16 protein-coding genes and 1 riboswitch are annotated in these 14,422 nt (G+C 71.8%); of the genes, 7 read left to right on the plus strand and 9 right to left on the minus strand.

What is annotated here, in order from left to right:
- Nucleotides 1–2 precede the first annotated feature (2 nt).
- From ADY59_RS04190 to ADY59_RS04200, 3 genes are all read right to left on the minus strand, one after another.
- The gene (locus ADY59_RS04190) at nucleotides 3–2,216 is read right to left on the minus strand and encodes a sensor histidine kinase (protein WP_049557814.1); all 2,214 of its coding nucleotides are present in this window, start codon (nucleotides 2,214–2,216) and stop codon (nucleotides 3–5) included.
- A 56-nt stretch (nucleotides 2,217–2,272) separates the two neighbouring features.
- Entirely contained in the window at nucleotides 2,273–2,938 is a 666-nt protein-coding gene (locus tag ADY59_RS04195; protein WP_049557817.1) for a DUF998 domain-containing protein, read from the minus strand.
- Between the two features lie 71 nt (nucleotides 2,939–3,009).
- Complete coding sequence (locus ADY59_RS04200) at nucleotides 3,010–3,711, minus strand: TetR/AcrR family transcriptional regulator (protein WP_049557819.1); 702 nt, start codon at nucleotides 3,709–3,711, stop codon at nucleotides 3,010–3,012.
- Nucleotides 3,712–3,791: 80 nt separating this feature from the next.
- On the opposite strand from ADY59_RS04200, the gene ADY59_RS04205 reads away from it, so the two are divergent.
- A complete protein-coding gene (locus ADY59_RS04205) occupies nucleotides 3,792–5,021 on the plus strand; it encodes a saccharopine dehydrogenase family protein (protein ID WP_049557822.1) in 1,230 nt (409 codons plus the stop codon).
- On the opposite strand, the gene ADY59_RS04210 is transcribed toward ADY59_RS04205, so the two are convergent.
- Nucleotides 5,010–5,198, minus strand: coding sequence for a hypothetical protein (locus tag ADY59_RS04210; RefSeq protein ID WP_049557825.1), 189 nt, complete (start codon nucleotides 5,196–5,198; stop codon nucleotides 5,010–5,012). The genes ADY59_RS04205 and ADY59_RS04210 overlap by 12 nt on opposite strands.
- 125 nt (nucleotides 5,199–5,323) lie before the next feature.
- Here ADY59_RS04210 and ADY59_RS04215 point away from each other — a divergent pair, with 125 nt between their 5' ends.
- Nucleotides 5,324–5,833 (plus strand): VOC family protein, encoded by a 510-nt coding sequence (locus ADY59_RS04215; protein ID WP_049557828.1) that lies wholly within the window; start codon nucleotides 5,324–5,326, stop codon nucleotides 5,831–5,833.
- A gap of 44 nt (nucleotides 5,834–5,877) precedes the next feature.
- Complete coding sequence (locus ADY59_RS04220; RefSeq protein ID WP_156325284.1) at nucleotides 5,878–6,117, plus strand: hypothetical protein; 240 nt, start codon at nucleotides 5,878–5,880, stop codon at nucleotides 6,115–6,117.
- Here the strand turns inward: ADY59_RS04220 and pip are convergent.
- Nucleotides 6,114–7,055, minus strand: a complete 942-nt coding sequence (gene pip / locus ADY59_RS04225; RefSeq protein WP_049557833.1) for a prolyl aminopeptidase — start codon at nucleotides 7,053–7,055, stop codon at nucleotides 6,114–6,116. The genes ADY59_RS04220 and pip overlap by 4 nt on opposite strands.
- Nucleotides 7,056–7,101: 46 nt before the next feature.
- Between pip and ADY59_RS04230 the strand changes: the two genes are divergently transcribed.
- On the plus strand, nucleotides 7,102–7,566 hold the full coding sequence (locus ADY59_RS04230) for a MarR family winged helix-turn-helix transcriptional regulator (RefSeq protein ID WP_049557835.1): 465 nt from the start codon (nucleotides 7,102–7,104) through the stop codon (nucleotides 7,564–7,566).
- A 31-nt stretch (nucleotides 7,567–7,597) separates the two neighbouring features.
- Complete coding sequence (locus tag ADY59_RS04235) at nucleotides 7,598–7,792, plus strand: hypothetical protein (protein WP_049557839.1); 195 nt, start codon at nucleotides 7,598–7,600, stop codon at nucleotides 7,790–7,792.
- Nucleotides 7,793–7,796: 4 nt separating this feature from the next.
- Here ADY59_RS04235 and ADY59_RS51040 read toward each other — a convergent pair whose 3' ends face one another.
- From ADY59_RS51040 to ADY59_RS04250, 3 genes are all read right to left on the minus strand, one after another.
- Nucleotides 7,797–8,288 carry a flavin reductase family protein gene (locus tag ADY59_RS51040; RefSeq protein ID WP_049557840.1) on the minus strand — a complete coding sequence of 164 codons (492 nt, stop codon included), beginning with the start codon at nucleotides 8,286–8,288 and terminating at the stop codon, nucleotides 7,797–7,799.
- Nucleotides 8,285–9,505 carry a styrene monooxygenase/indole monooxygenase family protein gene (locus ADY59_RS04245; protein WP_049557841.1) on the minus strand — a complete coding sequence of 407 codons (1,221 nt, stop codon included), beginning with the start codon at nucleotides 9,503–9,505 and terminating at the stop codon, nucleotides 8,285–8,287. The genes ADY59_RS51040 and ADY59_RS04245 overlap by 4 nt, the downstream gene beginning before the upstream one ends.
- Before the next feature lie 73 nt (nucleotides 9,506–9,578).
- Nucleotides 9,579–10,547, minus strand: coding sequence for an AraC family transcriptional regulator (locus tag ADY59_RS04250; RefSeq protein WP_049557843.1), 969 nt, complete (start codon nucleotides 10,545–10,547; stop codon nucleotides 9,579–9,581).
- A gap of 167 nt (nucleotides 10,548–10,714) precedes the next feature.
- On the opposite strand from ADY59_RS04250, the gene ADY59_RS04255 reads away from it, so the two are divergent.
- Together ADY59_RS04255 and thiC are read left to right on the plus strand one after the other, a co-directional pair.
- Entirely contained in the window at nucleotides 10,715–11,680 is a 966-nt protein-coding gene (locus ADY59_RS04255) for a hypothetical protein (protein ID WP_049557845.1), read from the plus strand.
- 64 nt (nucleotides 11,681–11,744) lie between these two features.
- Nucleotides 11,745–11,858: riboswitch (TPP riboswitch) on the plus strand.
- Nucleotides 11,850–13,340: a phosphomethylpyrimidine synthase ThiC gene (gene thiC / locus ADY59_RS04260; protein ID WP_082309846.1), complete on the plus strand. Its 1,491-nt coding sequence runs from the start codon at nucleotides 11,850–11,852 to the stop codon at nucleotides 13,338–13,340. Its footprint overlaps the riboswitch before it by 9 nt.
- Here the strand turns inward: thiC and ADY59_RS04265 are convergent.
- A complete protein-coding gene (locus ADY59_RS04265; RefSeq protein WP_049557848.1) occupies nucleotides 13,327–14,358 on the minus strand; it encodes an NAD(P)-dependent alcohol dehydrogenase in 1,032 nt (343 codons plus the stop codon). The genes thiC and ADY59_RS04265 overlap by 14 nt on opposite strands.
- Between the last annotated feature and the right edge of the window lie 64 nt (nucleotides 14,359–14,422).

Consider the following 14,422-nt stretch of genomic DNA (forward strand, 5'->3'; position numbering starts at 1 on the left):
GATCACGCTCCCCCATCCTGGTCGGTGTCCTGACGCCCGCGCTGCCAGCCTGACTGGAGCGAGGAGAGCAGGGCCCTGGCCTCCTCGGGTGAGCGCTCCTCGACGGGCTCGGCGGGTTCCTGCGGTTGCCTGAGCTGGTGCGGCAGATTGGCCTGCCGCACCCTGCGGGGCAGCCCCGGTTCCTGGCGCTGCTCGATGCGCTGCTCGATGCGCTGCTCGATGCCGCGTCTGGCGGCGGTACGGACGCGGCGGGGCAGTTCGCCGGGCCCGGTGTCGTTGCCGACGACCGAGACCCTGACGGGCTCCAGCGGCTCCATCGGCTGCGGCGACGGCATCGGCTGCACCAGGGCGCCCGGCACCAGCACGATCGCCGTGGTGCCCCCGTACGGCGAGGGCTTGAGGGTCACGCTGATGCCGTGCCTGGCCGCCAGCATGCCGACGACGGCGAAGCCGAGTCGTTCGGTCTGCGCCGGGTCGAAGTCGGGCGGGCTGGACAGGCGGCGGTTGACGGCCTCGCGCTCCGCGTCGGGCATGCCGAGCCCGCGGTCCTCGATCTCGACGGCGAACCCCTTGCCGACCAGCTCGCCGCGGACGGACACCTCGTTGCCCGGGGAGGAGAACGTGGCGGCGTTCTCGATCAGCTCGGCGAACAGGTGCATCAGGTCGGCCACGGCCGCGCCGGTGACGCCGCTCTCGGGCATCGGGTAGACGCGTACCCGGGTGTACTCCTCGACCTGGCTCGCGGCGCCGCTCAGCACGTCCTCGACCGGGATGACGCCGCGCCACCGGCGTCCGGCGGTGCCGCCCGAGAGCAGCACCAGCCCTTCGGCGTGGCGGCGCATGCGGGTGGTCAGGTGGTCGAGCTTGAACAGGCGCTCCAGCGCCTCGGGCTCCTCGGTCTGGCGCTGCATCTCGTCCAGCAGCTTGAGCTGCCGCTGGACCAGCGACTGGCTGCGCCGGGCCAGGTTGCGCAGGGCCTGGGCGATGCCCTCGCGGAGCCTGGCCTGCTCGACGGCGGCGTCCACGGCGGTGTGCTGGACGCTGTCGAAGGCGGTGGCCAGGTCGGCGACCTCGCTGGTCGCGCCCTCGGCCACGGTGAGCGGCGGCGCCTCGGCGGCGATGTCGACCCGCTCGCCGGTGCGCAGTTTGGCGACGACCTCGGGCAGCCGGACCTCGGCCAGGTCGAGCGCGGTGTGGCGGAGCTCGGCCAGCTCGCGCGAGACCCGGCGGCCCACCCGGATCGAGATGAACACGGAGAAGACGACCGCGATGAGCCCCAGCGCGCCCGCCACGGCGGCCCGCACGATGATGACCATGCCGGCGGGCTCCATCCGGGCCAGCAGGATGTCGCCCAGGGTGTAGATGGCCTGGGTGTAGTCCTTGAGCACCGGGTCGACCGTGCCGCGCCAGAGCTGCATGTCGATCGGCTTCCCGGCGACGTAGGTCTGCAGCGCCCGCTCCATCGTGGCGTAGCGGGGCGAGGCGGCGACCCGCTCCAGCGGGGCCCGCATCTCGGCGTCGAGGTTGGCCAGGGCCTTGGGGAACAGGTACGTCCTGGCGCCGTCGATGCCGGCCAGCATGTGCACCTCGGCCATGGTCCACTTGGCCGGGTCGCCGCCCCCGTTGCCCGCGACGACGAGCGCGTGCTCGCGGCTCAGCAGCTCGCGCACCTGCTGGGCGGCGATGAGGCCCTGCGCCTGCCGGGACAGCTCGACGTCGGTGCTGACGGTGAACGCCGCGTAGAGGCGGTCGATGGCGTCGGGGACCGACGCGTACCTGGTGACCAGGTCGTGCGGGGTGAGTTCACGGCCGTCCACCTGCCGGCGGATCTCCGACAGCCCCTCGATGGCCTTGAGCGCCGCCTGGAGCTGGATCTTCATGTCCTCGTTGAGCGACTCCTGGGTGTCCTCGGTCAGCGCGTTGTCCGTGAGCCGCTTCCTGACCTCGTCGGACTTGGCGCGGGCGGCGGCCAGTTCCCGGGTGTCGGTGGTGGCGCCGGACAGCAGCTCGGCGGAGGCCAGGCGCTCGTTCTGCAGCTGGACGACCAGGAAGTCGGCATGGTTGATGATCCCGGTCCAGAAGGTCTCGACCTTGAGGAGGTTCAGCGCCTCCCTCGACGTCGTGCTCGCGGCGAAGCCCCACAGCGCGATCAGGGAGACCAACGGGATGACGAGCAGCGTCGAGATCTTGAACCTGATGGATCTGCCCGATGCCATGACACCCGCTCCCGGATAGAAGATCGCGGGAGAGAATAGCACCGAAAGACACGGTTTTAAGATCGACTAGCGATAAATCTGTGATATGTCGGGAAATTAACACGGGTACCCAGCCATACCACGCGCAACAGCCAGCCCGCCAGCACCGCGAGCAGCGCCACCTCGGCCCCCAGCAGCACCCGCTCCACGAGCCCGATCATCACCCGCTCGCCGGGCAGCGCCACGTACGTGATCGCCAGCAGCCCCAGGCCGCCCGCCAGCGTCAGCCACTCGACCGTCCTGGCCACCGGCTTCCACACCGGGTCCGCGGCCAGCCTCGGCACCAGCAGCGCCCCCGCCGCCGGCAGTGCCACGAACGCCGCGACCGACACGTACCGGTGGACCTGCGCGGCCACCGTCAGGTCCGTGCCGAGCGGTGTGGTCGGGATGACCGCCGCGACGAACAGCGCCCCCGACCACACCAGCATCAGCCGCTCCGGCATCCCCCTGACCGGTGCCCCCACCGCCCGCAGCCCCGCCAGCAACGCCAGCGACCCCAGGGCCATGACCGCCATCGCGACTTCCGTGACGCCCCCGCGATCGGCCACGGCGTACTCGCTGACGGTCACGTTCAGCGGGTCCAGGTGCGGGTCGGGGCCGAGTTGCCCCGCCACCACCCCGGCCACCGCGAACACGATCGCCGCGCATGCGACGAGCGGATAAGCCTTCTTGACTGCGGACATGGCCCCATCCTTCGCCCGGAGGGGGTGTTCCGGCATCGGGGCTGCCCCCCTAGCCGTCCCTGAGGCGTCCCCTAGAGCGATGCCAGGTGGGCCGTGGCGCTCGACAGGAGCATGTCCAGGGCGGCCGGGTATGCGCTGTCGTTCATGTTGGCGACCAGCAGGTGGGCCGTGGCGGCGATGTGGGGGTGCGTGGTGGAGGGCAGGCGGGCGTAGGTGGCCTGCCAGACCTGTTCGTCCGCCGCGCGCGTGGCCGGCGGCAGCGCGAGGGTGGCCGCGTCCAGCACGGCGAAGGCGAGGGCCTGGTCGATGAAGGCGTGATAGATCCGGACCGCGTCGGGGTCGGGGAAGCCCGCCGTGCGGAGGATCGCCAGGATCGTCTCGTCCACCGCCACCTCGTGCGGCCGGCCCGCCACCCGGCTGGCCGTGAGGACCGCCGCCTGCGGATGGGCCAGGTAGGCGTCGTAGATGCTCAGCCCGAGACTGCGCAGGTCGTCGCGCCAGTCGCCGGAGGCTCGCCAGCCGGTCAGGGCATGGGCGAACAACTCGTCGGCGATGGCCAGCGTGAGGTCGTCCATGCCGCGGAAGTAACGGTAGATCGTGCTCGCGTCCGCGCCCAGGGCCAGGCCGAGCCTGCGGGCGGTGAGCCCGGCCGCGCCGTGCTCGCGCAGCATGCGCAGGGCCGTGTCGACGATGAGGTCGTGGGTGAGGACCTGACCTTCCTTGGTGGGGCGGCGCCGCTGCCGGGCCGCGTCGGGGACCACTCGCTTGACCATGTCGATCCTTATGCCAACGCCATTGACGTTGATGAGCCTACTGCCCTTTCCTGGGAGGACACCGAATGGGGAGAGTTGTCATGCGTGTTCTGCTCATGGGCGCCGGCGGTGTCGGGACCGCCGTCACCCGGATCGCCACCCGTCGCTCGTTCTTCGACCATATGGTGGTCGCTGACTACGACCTGTCCCGCGCCTCGGCGGCCGTCGCGCCGCTGGATCCGCGCCGCTTCACCGCGGTGCGAGCCGACGCCTCCGACCAGGCCGCGGTCATCGACCTGATCCGTGAGCACCGTTGCGACGTGCTGCTCAACGCCACCGACCCGCGCTTCGTGATGCCGCTGTTCGAGGCGGCGCTGGCCGCGGGCGTCGACTATCTGGACATGGCGATGTCCATGTCGAGGCCGCACCCGGAGCGGCCGTACGAGAAGGCGGGGGTCAAGCTCGGCGACGAGCAGTTCGCCCGCGCCGGCGCGTGGACGGACGCCGGGCGGCTCGCGCTCGTCGGGATGGGCGTCGAGCCGGGGCTCGCCGACGTCTTCGCCCGCTACGCCGCCGACGAGCTCTTCGACGAGATCGAGGAGATCGGCATCCGCGACGGCGCCAACCTCACCGTGGACGGCTACGAGTTCGCGCCGTCGTTCTCCATCTGGACGACGATCGAGGAGTGCCTCAACCCGCCGCTCATCTACGAGCAGGACCGAGGCTGGTACACCACCGAGCCGTTCAGCGAGCCCGAGGTGTTCGACTTCCCCGAGGGCATCGGCCCGGTGGAGTGCGTGAACGTCGAGCACGAGGAGGTGCTGCTGGTGCCCCGCTGGGTCGACGCCGGGCGCGTCACCTTCAAGTACGGGCTCGGCGAGGACTTCATCGCCAAGCTCAAGACCCTGCACGCGCTCGGCCTGGACCGCACCGAACCGGTGACCGTGCCGACCGCCCACGGCCCGGCCCGCGTCTCGCCCCGCGACCTGGTGGCCGCCGTGCTGCCCGACCCGGCCGGGCTGGGCGAGCGGATGCACGGCAAGACCTGCGCCGGGACCTGGGTGAAGGGCGTCAGCGACGGGTCACCGCGCGAGGTCTACCTCTATCACGTGGTCGACAACCAGTGGTCGATGCGCGAGTACGGCTCGCAGGCCGTCGTCTGGCAGACCGCCGTCAACCCGGTCGTCGCGCTGGAACTGCTGGCCGGCGGCGCGTGGAAGGGCACCGGCGTGCTCGGGCCCGAGGCGTTTCCGGCCCGCCCGTTCCTTGACCTGCTGGAGGAGTACGGCTCGCCGTGGGGGATGCGGGAACAGGTGCCGTCACAGCCCTGACGGGTCGCGGCCGACGCTGATCTCCTCGGCGATGCGCCGGATCTCCGCCAGGTTGATGCCGGGGGCGGGAGGGAGCTGCCGCGCCAGCGCGTCCATCACCACGGGCACGGGCTGGCCGGCCAGCCGCCCCGCGATCGCGTGGACCACCCTGAACAGCGCCTCTTCCGTCTCACGCATCCCCGTCTCCTCACTCGGCTACCGCCGTAGACCCTACGGGGTGCCTCCGACAGTTTTCGCGCTCCGGCGACCGCGTCGGCTTAGTTGACGCCTCATATAATTTTTGATGAAGAAGGGGGGACGTCATGCCGGTTCAGCGGCTCAACCACGCCGTCCTGTACGTCAGGGACGTCGAGCGCAGCGTCGCCTTCTACCGCGAGGCGCTCGGCTTCGAGGTCGTCATGGGCATGCCGGGCGCGGCGTTCCTGCAGGCGGCGGGGTCGACCAACGACCACGACCTGGGCCTGTTCCAGATCGGCCCGGCCGCCGGTCCGTCCCCCGCCGGGCGATCCGCCGTCGGCCTCTACCACCTGGCGTGGGAGGTCGACACGCTCGACGAGCTGGAGCGGATCTCCGGGAAGCTGAGCGAGCTCGGCGCCCTCGTCGGCGCCTCCGACCACGCCACCACCAAGGCCCTGTACGCCCGCGACCCGGACGGGCTGGAGTTCGAGGTCTCCTGGCTGGTGCCCGCCGCGTTCGTCGACGACGCCCTGCTCGCGGCCCGTGCCGGCATCCGGCCGCTGGACCTGGCCGCCGAGCGTGAGAGGTACGGCGGGCAGACCCGGGGCGGGGTCGGGGTGTCGATCCCCGCCTAGCGGGTTACCGTGGTAGGACCAGTTTCCCTCTCTTGGAGAACGTCATGCCGAGAGATCCCGACCACGTGCTCGACGCCATCGACGGCGTCGTCGACGAGTGGGAGACGCTGAGCGCCGACGCGATGCGCTGGGCGCCTCCCGAGAACAAGGGCGACGACCTCCTGCGCGAGGTCACCGACATCTTCGCGCCGCTGGCCGACGCCCTCACCCAGGCCTTCCGCCCGCTGGGCGACGCCGTCACCCGAGCTCTCGACAGCCTGGTCGACGAGGACGACGAGCGTTAACGGGCGAAGCGGTCGGTGGCGGCCACCAGGGGTTCGCCGAGGCCGCCGTTGGAGTGGCCGGTTCCTTCGACCACGACCAGCTCGCAGCCCGGCCACGCCCGTGACAGGTCCCACGCCGACTGGAGGGGCGTGCTGAGGTCGACCCGGCCGTGCACCAGGACGCCGGGGACGTGTCCCAGCCGCTCGACGCCGGTGATGAGCTCGTCGTCCGGCAGCCAGGCGGCGTGCCGCCAGTAGTGGGTCACCAGCCGGGCGAACCGCATCCGGAACCTGTCGTCCTCGTAGCGCGGGTCGGGCTCGTGGTCGGCGCTGACCCGTACGTGTGTGTCCTCCCAGCGGCACCAGTCGCGGGCCGCCCGGTCGCGCACGGCCGGGTCGGGGTCGGCGAGCAGGCGCGCGTAGGCGTCGGCGAGGTCGCCGTCGCGGTCCTTCTCCGGCACACCGTCGCGGAAGCGCTCCCACTCCTCGGGGAAGTAGCGCCGGACGCCCCGGGTGATCCAGTCCACCTCGTGCCGCCGCGTGGTGGCGATGCCCGACATGATCACCTCGGTGACGCGGTCCGGGTGCCGCACGGCGTACGCCAGGCCCAGGGTCGTGCCCCAGGAGCCGCCGAAGAGCTGCCACCGGTCGACGCCCAGGTGCTCGCGCAGCAGCTCCATGTCGGCCAGCAGGTGATCCGTCGTGTTGACGGACAGGTCGGTGTCCGGGTCGGCGGCGTCGGGCGTGCTTCGCCCGCATCCCCGCTGGTCGAACAGGATCAACCGGTACGCCTCCGGGTCGAAGAACCTGCGCCAGCCCGGCCCGGCCCCGGACCCCGGGCCGCCGTGCACCACGACGGCGGGCTTGCCGGCCGGGTTGCCGCTCACCTCCCAGTGGACCAGGTTGCCGTCGCCGACGGCGAGCATGCCCTGGTCGTACGGCTTGCTTCGCGGGTACATGGTCGCGCTCCTCCCGAAGATCTAACAGCGCTGTTATATTAGCCCCATGACCGCCACCCTCGGCACGCTGTTGCGCCACCTTCACGACCTGATGGACTCCGCGATCGCCGACACCTACGCCGACCAGGGCCTGGAGGGATACCGGCCGCGCTTCTCCCCCATCGTGCGCGCCCTGACGGCCGGCGGTCCGATGGCCATCCGCGACCTCGCCGACGCCACCGGCGTCACCCATTCGGCCGCCAGCCAGACCGTCGAGCAGATGCGCCGCGCCGGCTGGGTCACCCTGACCAAGGGCGCCGACGCCCGCCGCCGCATCGTCCACCTGACCGACCGGACCCGGCAGGCGCTGCCGCTCATCGAGGCCGAATGGGCCGCCACCGAGCGCGCGGTGCGCGTCCTGGACGCCGAGCTGCCGATGCCGCTCGCGGACGTCCTGCAGGCCGCCGTCGACGCGCTCCGGCGTCGCCCCTTCCACGAGCGGCTGTCGTCAGAGGCGGGTAAAACCGGCTGATCTTGTCGGTGCCGCCTGCGATAGTGAGCGGGTGGTTCACACCTTCTCCCTCCTGCCCTGCCATGTCCGGGAGCTGCCGGCCGGGGCGATCGAGCTGATGCCGATCGTGCTCCCCATGACCCTCACCAGCGTCCAGCGTCGCGAGCTGGCCGCGATCCTGCTCCATGGCCTCGACGATGGCCTCGACGATCCCGCCCCCGCCGAGCCGGAGCTCTGCGCCGTCTGACCGGTCAGGCGCCGATCCGCGCCAGCGCGTCGTCCATGGCGCACAGCTCCCGATAGCGGCCCCCGTGGAAGACCAGCGGATCGCCCTCCCGCCACTCGAAGTGCTCGACCTCCCCCACCATCACCAGGTGATCGCCCGCCTCCTGCGCGCTCACCGTGCGGCATGCGAAGAACGCCAGGGCGCCGGCCAGCGCCGGCAGGCCCGTGGGCGTCAGCCGGGTCGCCACACCGTCGAACTTGTCCGGCGCCGGCCTGCTGAACCGCCGCGACAGGTCCTCCTGCCCGGCGGCCAGCACGTTCACCCCGAACGTCCCGGCCCGCAGGAACGCCGGCGCGCTCGGCGCCCGGCTCGACAGGCACCACAGCACCAGGGCCGGGTCGAGGGAGACCGAGGCGAAGGAGTTCACCGTGATCCCGGCCCGCTCCCCGGGCAGGGCGGTCGTCACCACGGCCACCCCGGTGGCGTAGCGGCCGAGCGCGTCGCGCAGCGCCCTCATGACGACACCTCGGCCAGATACCGCCGCGCGCCGTCCGGGTCCATGAACCAGCCGGCGAGGTCCGACGGGTCGTCGAAGCCGTTGACGAAACGCGAGGCCACCTCGGGCAGCGAACCGGCGGCGCCCAGGATCTCCAGCACGTGGGGCGGAGGCGGGCCCAGGAGCGCGTTGGTCCAGTCGGTGACGTGCCGCGCCTGCTCCCAGAAGCGGTCGAAGGTGCGCTCCATCCAGACCTGGTCGAACGGCCGGTCGCCGTGCTCCAGGATCGCGTCGAGGTAGGCGGCGGCGCACCGGGCGGCGTTGCCGGCGCCCTGGCCGGTGATGGGGTCGTTGAGCACCACCACGTCGGCGACGCCGAGCACCGGGGCGCCGGTGGGCAGCACGGCGACCGGCCGCCGCACGGTCGGCGCGAACCGGCCGGTCAGGGTGCCGCGCGCGTCGGTCAGCTCGACGCCGCCGCACCGGGCCGCCTCCCAGGGCAGGAACTTCTCCAGGATCGAACGGCTCCTGGCCAGGTGCTCGGCGGGGGTGCGCACGTCGTCCCAGCAGTCCATGGGGCCACCGGGGACGCCCTCGAACACCATGATCTCGCACGGGCCGGAGGCGGCGAGCGCGGGGAAGACGAAGTACTCGCCTACGCCCGGGATCAGGTTGAAGCAGACCGCGGAGTGCTCCGGCCGAGGTTCGAGGCCGTTGACGTAGGTGACCGCGAGGGCTCGCTGCGGCGCGTCGTACGGTGACCTGGACGCGTCCCGCTCGAACAGCGAGGCGATCTTCCCCTTGCCCGCGGCCACCAGGACCAGGTCGTACGAGGCGGCGTAGGTCTCCAGGTCGGCGGGGGTCACGTCGTGGATCTCGACCCTGCCGCCGAGCTCCTCGACCTCGGCCAGCCAGGCGGGCATCTTGACCCGCTGGTCGACGGAGCGGGCGGGCTCGTGCAGCCGGGCGGCCCAGCCGATCGCCTTGCCGCCGTCCGGGCCCGGCACGGCGAACTGGATGCCGTCGATGGGCGGGCAGTGCGGCCAGTGGTCCAGGCCGAGCGCGCGCTCGTGTCCCAGCGTGGTGCCGAACATGGCCTGGCCCGACATGACCCGGCCATCGCGGATGTCGTCCGGGGTCCGGTTGGACACCACGGTGACGTCGTAACCGTTCTTGAGCAGCCCGAGCGCCAGGTGCAGTCCCGACTGCCCGGCGCCGACGATCAGAATCTTTCGCATGCCAGAACGGTAATTTTCCGGCCCCCGCCCGAGCCATCCGCTGAGCGCGGATCCCGTCCGCTGGACGCGGAGTTCAGCTCAGCCGCAGCGTCACCGAGGGGGCGCGGCCGTACCTGTCGCGGTAGGCGGCGGCGAAACGGCCCTGGTGGAGGAAGCCCCAGCGGGCGGCCACCGTGGTCACCGTGCACCGGGCCGGGTCGCCCGCCAGCAGCTCGGCGTGCACCCGGGCCAGCCGCACGTCCCGCAGGTGCGCCATCGGGGTGAGCCCCAGGTGGGCGCGGAAGCCTTCCTGGAGGGAGCGGACGCTCACGGCCACGGCCCGCGCCACGTCGCCGGTGGTGATCGGCAGATGGGCGTGCTCGTCCATGAACGCCATCGCCCGCCGCACCACCTTGGGCACCGCGGCCGGCCGGGGCGTGGTCAGCCTGGCCAGGTAGTTGGACGGTTGCGTGGTGATGAGGCTGAACAGCAGGGCGTTCTCCAGATGGGCGGCCGCCAGCGGCTGCGCGCCGCCGGACTCGGCGGCGCTCACCAGCAGCCCGGCCATCGCCCGCCAGCCCTGCCCCCAGCCGCCGGTCAGATCCACGCCGAGGTCGAACACCACCGGCTGGTCGAGCGGCTCGCCGAGCAACTGCCCCACCGCGTCCTCCACGGCGGTCCTGTCGAACTTGACGATCAGCTGCGGGCAGTGCGCGCCCCAGCGCATGTCGAGCCGCTCGGTCGGCGACGGCAGCGACGCCAGCCCCGGCGTGGAGACGATCTCCTGGCCGCCGCACCGGATCAGGCTCCGCCCTGCGAGCGGGATCTGCACCAGGTAGAACGACTCCAGCTCGCCCGGCTCGATGCGCACCTCGGCGCCGTAGTCCAGATAGCTGACCCGTACGGAGCCGAGCTGCGCCGAGTTGAACCGCGCCGCCAGCAGCCCGGCGTCACCGGTCACGTCCAGCCGGTGCGGGCAGAACACCCGTCCGACCTGCTCCCGCACCTCGTCGAGATCCGTGCTGGCGAACAGCGGGCTGTTGCCGAGCGGAACACTGTCCATACCCGATCATCGGCATGATCAGGAGCATCGTTCCACGGAAAAGTGCACAGATCAGAAAAGGCCCACAGCAATTGTCATGCCATAAAACCGCAGCTTAATAACCTCAATAGCCGGGCATGGCGTATTTCTCATTGCGCGAGCACGACACTTCGCGATATCCATCAGCCGTGATCCCGGTCAAAGTGTTCCGCGCCGCCGCCTTCGTCCTGGAGAAGACGTCCCGCATGCGGGTGGGCAGGGCGTGGCACGACCCCGCGCTGGAGGCGGCGCTGCGCCGCGTCCGGGTCGGGCGTCTGGAGCACGGCCTGGACCTCGTCAGGCAGGCCCGCCACGACCACGAACTGCGCGCCCTGCGCGTCACCGAGCTGGCGACGGCGGCCGAGGCGCATCTCGACGCGCTGGAGCGGCTGGCCGGCGACGACCCCGACGCGCTGCTGTGGCTGGGCGCGACCCGGGTGCAGCACGCCTGGGAGCTGCGCGACGACGCCACCGGCCGCTTCCACGAGCTGCTGGACACCGCCGCCGAACCGCTGCGCCGGGCCGCCGGGGCGCTCCCCGACGACCCGGTGCCCTGGGACGCCCTCCAGTGGCACGCCATGGGCCTGGGCCTGGACCGGGACGAACTGGACCGCCTCTGGGCCGAGGTGACCGCCCGCGCGCCCCGCCTGTTCGCCGGTCACTACACCCGGACCCAGGCCCTGTGCGGCAAGTGGCACGGCTCGGACGAGGAGGTGCTGGCCTTCGCCCGCACCGCCGCGGCCACCGCGAGCCCCGGCGACCTCGTCACGGCGATGCTGCCGCTGGCCCACTTCGAGGTCGCCTGGAGCGAGATCGCCGCCTCCGGCCGGGACGCCCAGGAGGTGCTCGAGGCGCACTTCCGCGACCCGTACGTGGCCGAGGAGCTGATCGACGCGGTGAACACCTGGCACGCCAGGCCGCGTCCGCACCCCCGGTCCGTGGAGGCGATGCACCTGTTCGGCGCCGCCTTCTACTACGGCGGGCACCACACGCGCGCCCAGAGCCTGCTCATGAACGCGGGCCGCCGCGTCCCCGAGATCCTGCCCTGGTCCGCCGGCTCCCTCACACCCGCCCGCCGCTACGCCCGCGCGCGCCGGGAACTCGGCCTCGATTGACGGATAACGGCCACCACTAATTCGGCCGATCTTGCGCCGCCTTTCTTTGCCGGGTTACGTTGACCGGGTCCAACGCGGGAGCCCGGTACGACCGGGCTGAGAGGACGGCTACACCAGCCGCCGACCGCCAGAACCTGCTCCGGGTAATGCCGGCGAAGGGAGTTGCGCGATGAGCGACGCGCGTTTTTCCAAGGTCTACACCGGAGATCTCCGGGTGCCGATGCGCGAGATCAAACTCTCCAACGGCGAACGCGTCCGCCTCTACGACACCTCGGGCCCGTACACCGACCCGTCGGTCACGCTCGACCTGGCCCGCGGGCTGGCGCCGAGGCGCGCGGAGTGGATCCGGGCCCGCGCCGGCGGGCCCGTCACCCAGGTCGGCTGCGCGCGGGTCGGCACGATCACGCCCGAGATGGAGTTCGTTGCGGTCCGGGAGGGCGTCGAGCCGGAGTTCGTCCGGCAGGAGGTGGCCGCGGGCCGGGCCATCATCCCCGCCAACGTCAACCATCCCGAGACCGAGCCGATGATCATCGGCCGCAACTTCCTCGTGAAGATCAACGCGAACATCGGCAACTCCGCCGTCACCTCCTCGATCGAGGAGGAGGTCGAGAAGATGACCTGGGCCACCCGGTGGGGCGCCGACACGATCATGGACCTGTCCACCGGCCGCGACATCCACGCCACCCGCGAGCGGATCATCCGCAACTCCCCCGTCCCGGTCGGCACCGTGCCCCTCTACCAGGCGCTGGAGAAGGTCGGCGGGCAGGCGGCCGAGCTGTCGTGGGAGGTGTTCCGCGAGACGCTGATCGAGCAGTGCGAGCAGGGCGTCGACTACATGACCGTGCACGCCGGCGTGCGCCGCGCGTTCGTCCCGCTGACCGCCGGCCGCAAGACCGGCATCGTCTCCCGGGGCGGCTCGATCATGGCCGCCTGGTGCATGGCGCACCGGCGCGAGAGCTTCCTGTACGAGCGCTTCGCCGAGATGTGCGAGATCTTCGCCGCCTACGACGTGTCGTTCTCGCTGGGCGACGGCCTGCGCCCGGGCTCGATCGCCGACGCCAACGACGAGGCGCAGTTCGCCGAGCTGCGCACGCTGGGCGAACTGACCAGGATCGCCCGCGACCACGACGTCCAGGTGATGATCGAGGGCCCCGGCCACGTGCCCATGCACAAGATCAAGGAGAACGTCGACCTGCAACGCGAGCTCTGCGACGACGCCCCCTTCTACACGCTCGGCCCCCTGGTCACCGACATCGCCCCCGGCTACGACCACATCACCTCGGGCATCGGCGCGGCCATGATCGGCTGGTTCGGCACCGCCATGCTCTGTTACGTCACCCCGAAGGAGCACCTCGGCCTGCCCAACAGGGACGACGTCAAGACCGGCGTGATCACGTACAAGATCGCGGCGCACGCGGCCGACCTGGCCAAGGGGCACCCGCAGGCCCAGGCGTGGGACGACGCGCTGTCGGACGCCCGGTTCGAGTTCCGCTGGGAGGACCAGTTCGACCTGTCGCTCGACCCGGGCACCGCGCGTGCCTTCCACGACGAGACGCTGCCCGCCGAACCGGCCAAGAACGCGCACTTCTGCTCGATGTGCGGGCCCAGGTTCTGCTCCATGCGGATCAGCCACGACCTGCGGGACCTCACGGGACGATGACGGCCCGCCCGACGATCTCGTTGTCGTGCAACCGCTGGTACGTGCGCGGCGCCTCGTCCAGCGGGTGCGCCTCCACGTGCACGCCGATGGCGCCGGACCGGGCCAGCGCCAGCACCTCGATGAGCTCGTCCCGGCCGCCCCAGTAGGGCGCGGCGACCGCCATCTCGAACGGGCTGCTGCCGAACCCGACGGGCAGCCGCCCGTCGGCCACCCCGACGATGGTCACGTCCGAGCACATCCCCGCGCACGCGCCCGCCAGGGTGACGGTGGGCTGGATGCCGACGAAGTCCAGCACCAGGTCGGCCCCCAGCCCGCCGGTCAGCTCCCGCACCCGGCCCGCGGCGGCCTCGTCGGAGATCACCGTCTCGTGCGCGCCGATCTCCCTGGCCAGCTCCAGCTTCTCCTCGCTGATGTCCAGCGCGATCACCCGCGTGGCGCTCGTCGCCCGCAGGATCTGGACCGCCATGTGGCCCAGCCCGCCCGTCCCGATGACCACCGCAGTGCTGCCCGGCAGCAGCTTGCCCAGGCTCCGCTTGATCGCGTGGTACGGCGTGAGCCCCGCGTCGGTCAGCGGCGCCGCCTCGGCCAGGTCCAGCCCGTCCACCGGGACCAGGTGCCGGACGTCGTCGACGATCATGTACTCGGCCATCGCGCCCGGCGCGCCCAGGCCGGGGGGCTTGATGGCGAGCTCCTGGGCGCGGGTGCAGTAGTTCTCGGCGCCCCGGGAGCAGTTGTGGCAGGTCCCGCACCCCCACGGCCCGTACACGACCATGTCCTGCCCCACCTCGACGCCCGTCACCCCGTGGCCGAGCGCCGCCACGGTCCCCGCGCCCTCGTGCCCCAGGATCAGCGGCAGGCTGCCGCCGACGAGCAGCGGGTTCTCGATCACCGCGATGTCCGAGTGGCACATCCCCGACGCCTTGACCCTGAGCAGCACCTCACCGGGTCCGGGCTCGGGATCGGGCACCGTGACGACCTCGGGCATGCTCCCCTGGCCGGCGAACTGGACAGCCTTCATCGCACTCCTCGCTTCCCTAGCCCTCCCCCGGTACATCCCACATAACGGGCATCCGAAATCCCGG

Source organism: Nonomuraea sp. SBT364, assembly GCF_001083785.1.
In the GTDB taxonomy this organism is placed as follows: Bacteria; Actinomycetota; Actinomycetes; order Streptosporangiales; family Streptosporangiaceae; genus Nonomuraea.

Coding starts and splice junctions, on each gene's coding strand:
- ADY59_RS04190 (WP_049557814.1), bottom strand. CDS start 2,216: ATGGCATCGGGCAGATCCATCAGGTTCAAGATCTCGACGCTGCTCGTC.
- ADY59_RS04195 (WP_049557817.1), bottom strand. CDS start 2,938: ATGTCCGCAGTCAAGAAGGCTTATCCGCTCGTCGCATGCGCGGCGATC.
- ADY59_RS04200 (WP_049557819.1), bottom strand. CDS start 3,711: ATGGTCAAGCGAGTGGTCCCCGACGCGGCCCGGCAGCGGCGCCGCCCC.
- ADY59_RS04205 (WP_049557822.1), top strand. CDS start 3,792: ATGCGTGTTCTGCTCATGGGCGCCGGCGGTGTCGGGACCGCCGTCACC.
- ADY59_RS04210 (WP_049557825.1), bottom strand. CDS start 5,198: ATGCGTGAGACGGAAGAGGCGCTGTTCAGGGTGGTCCACGCGATCGCG.
- ADY59_RS04215 (WP_049557828.1), top strand. CDS start 5,324: ATGCCGGTTCAGCGGCTCAACCACGCCGTCCTGTACGTCAGGGACGTC.
- ADY59_RS04220 (WP_156325284.1), top strand. CDS start 5,878: ATGCCGAGAGATCCCGACCACGTGCTCGACGCCATCGACGGCGTCGTC.
- pip (WP_049557833.1), bottom strand. CDS start 7,055: ATGTACCCGCGAAGCAAGCCGTACGACCAGGGCATGCTCGCCGTCGGC.
- ADY59_RS04230 (WP_049557835.1), top strand. CDS start 7,102: ATGACCGCCACCCTCGGCACGCTGTTGCGCCACCTTCACGACCTGATG.
- ADY59_RS51040 (WP_049557840.1), bottom strand. CDS start 8,288: ATGAGGGCGCTGCGCGACGCGCTCGGCCGCTACGCCACCGGGGTGGCC.
- ADY59_RS04245 (WP_049557841.1), bottom strand. CDS start 9,505: ATGCGAAAGATTCTGATCGTCGGCGCCGGGCAGTCGGGACTGCACCTG.
- ADY59_RS04250 (WP_049557843.1), bottom strand. CDS start 10,547: ATGGACAGTGTTCCGCTCGGCAACAGCCCGCTGTTCGCCAGCACGGAT.
- thiC (WP_082309846.1), top strand. CDS start 11,850: ATGAGCGACGCGCGTTTTTCCAAGGTCTACACCGGAGATCTCCGGGTG.
- ADY59_RS04265 (WP_049557848.1), bottom strand. CDS start 14,358: ATGAAGGCTGTCCAGTTCGCCGGCCAGGGGAGCATGCCCGAGGTCGTC.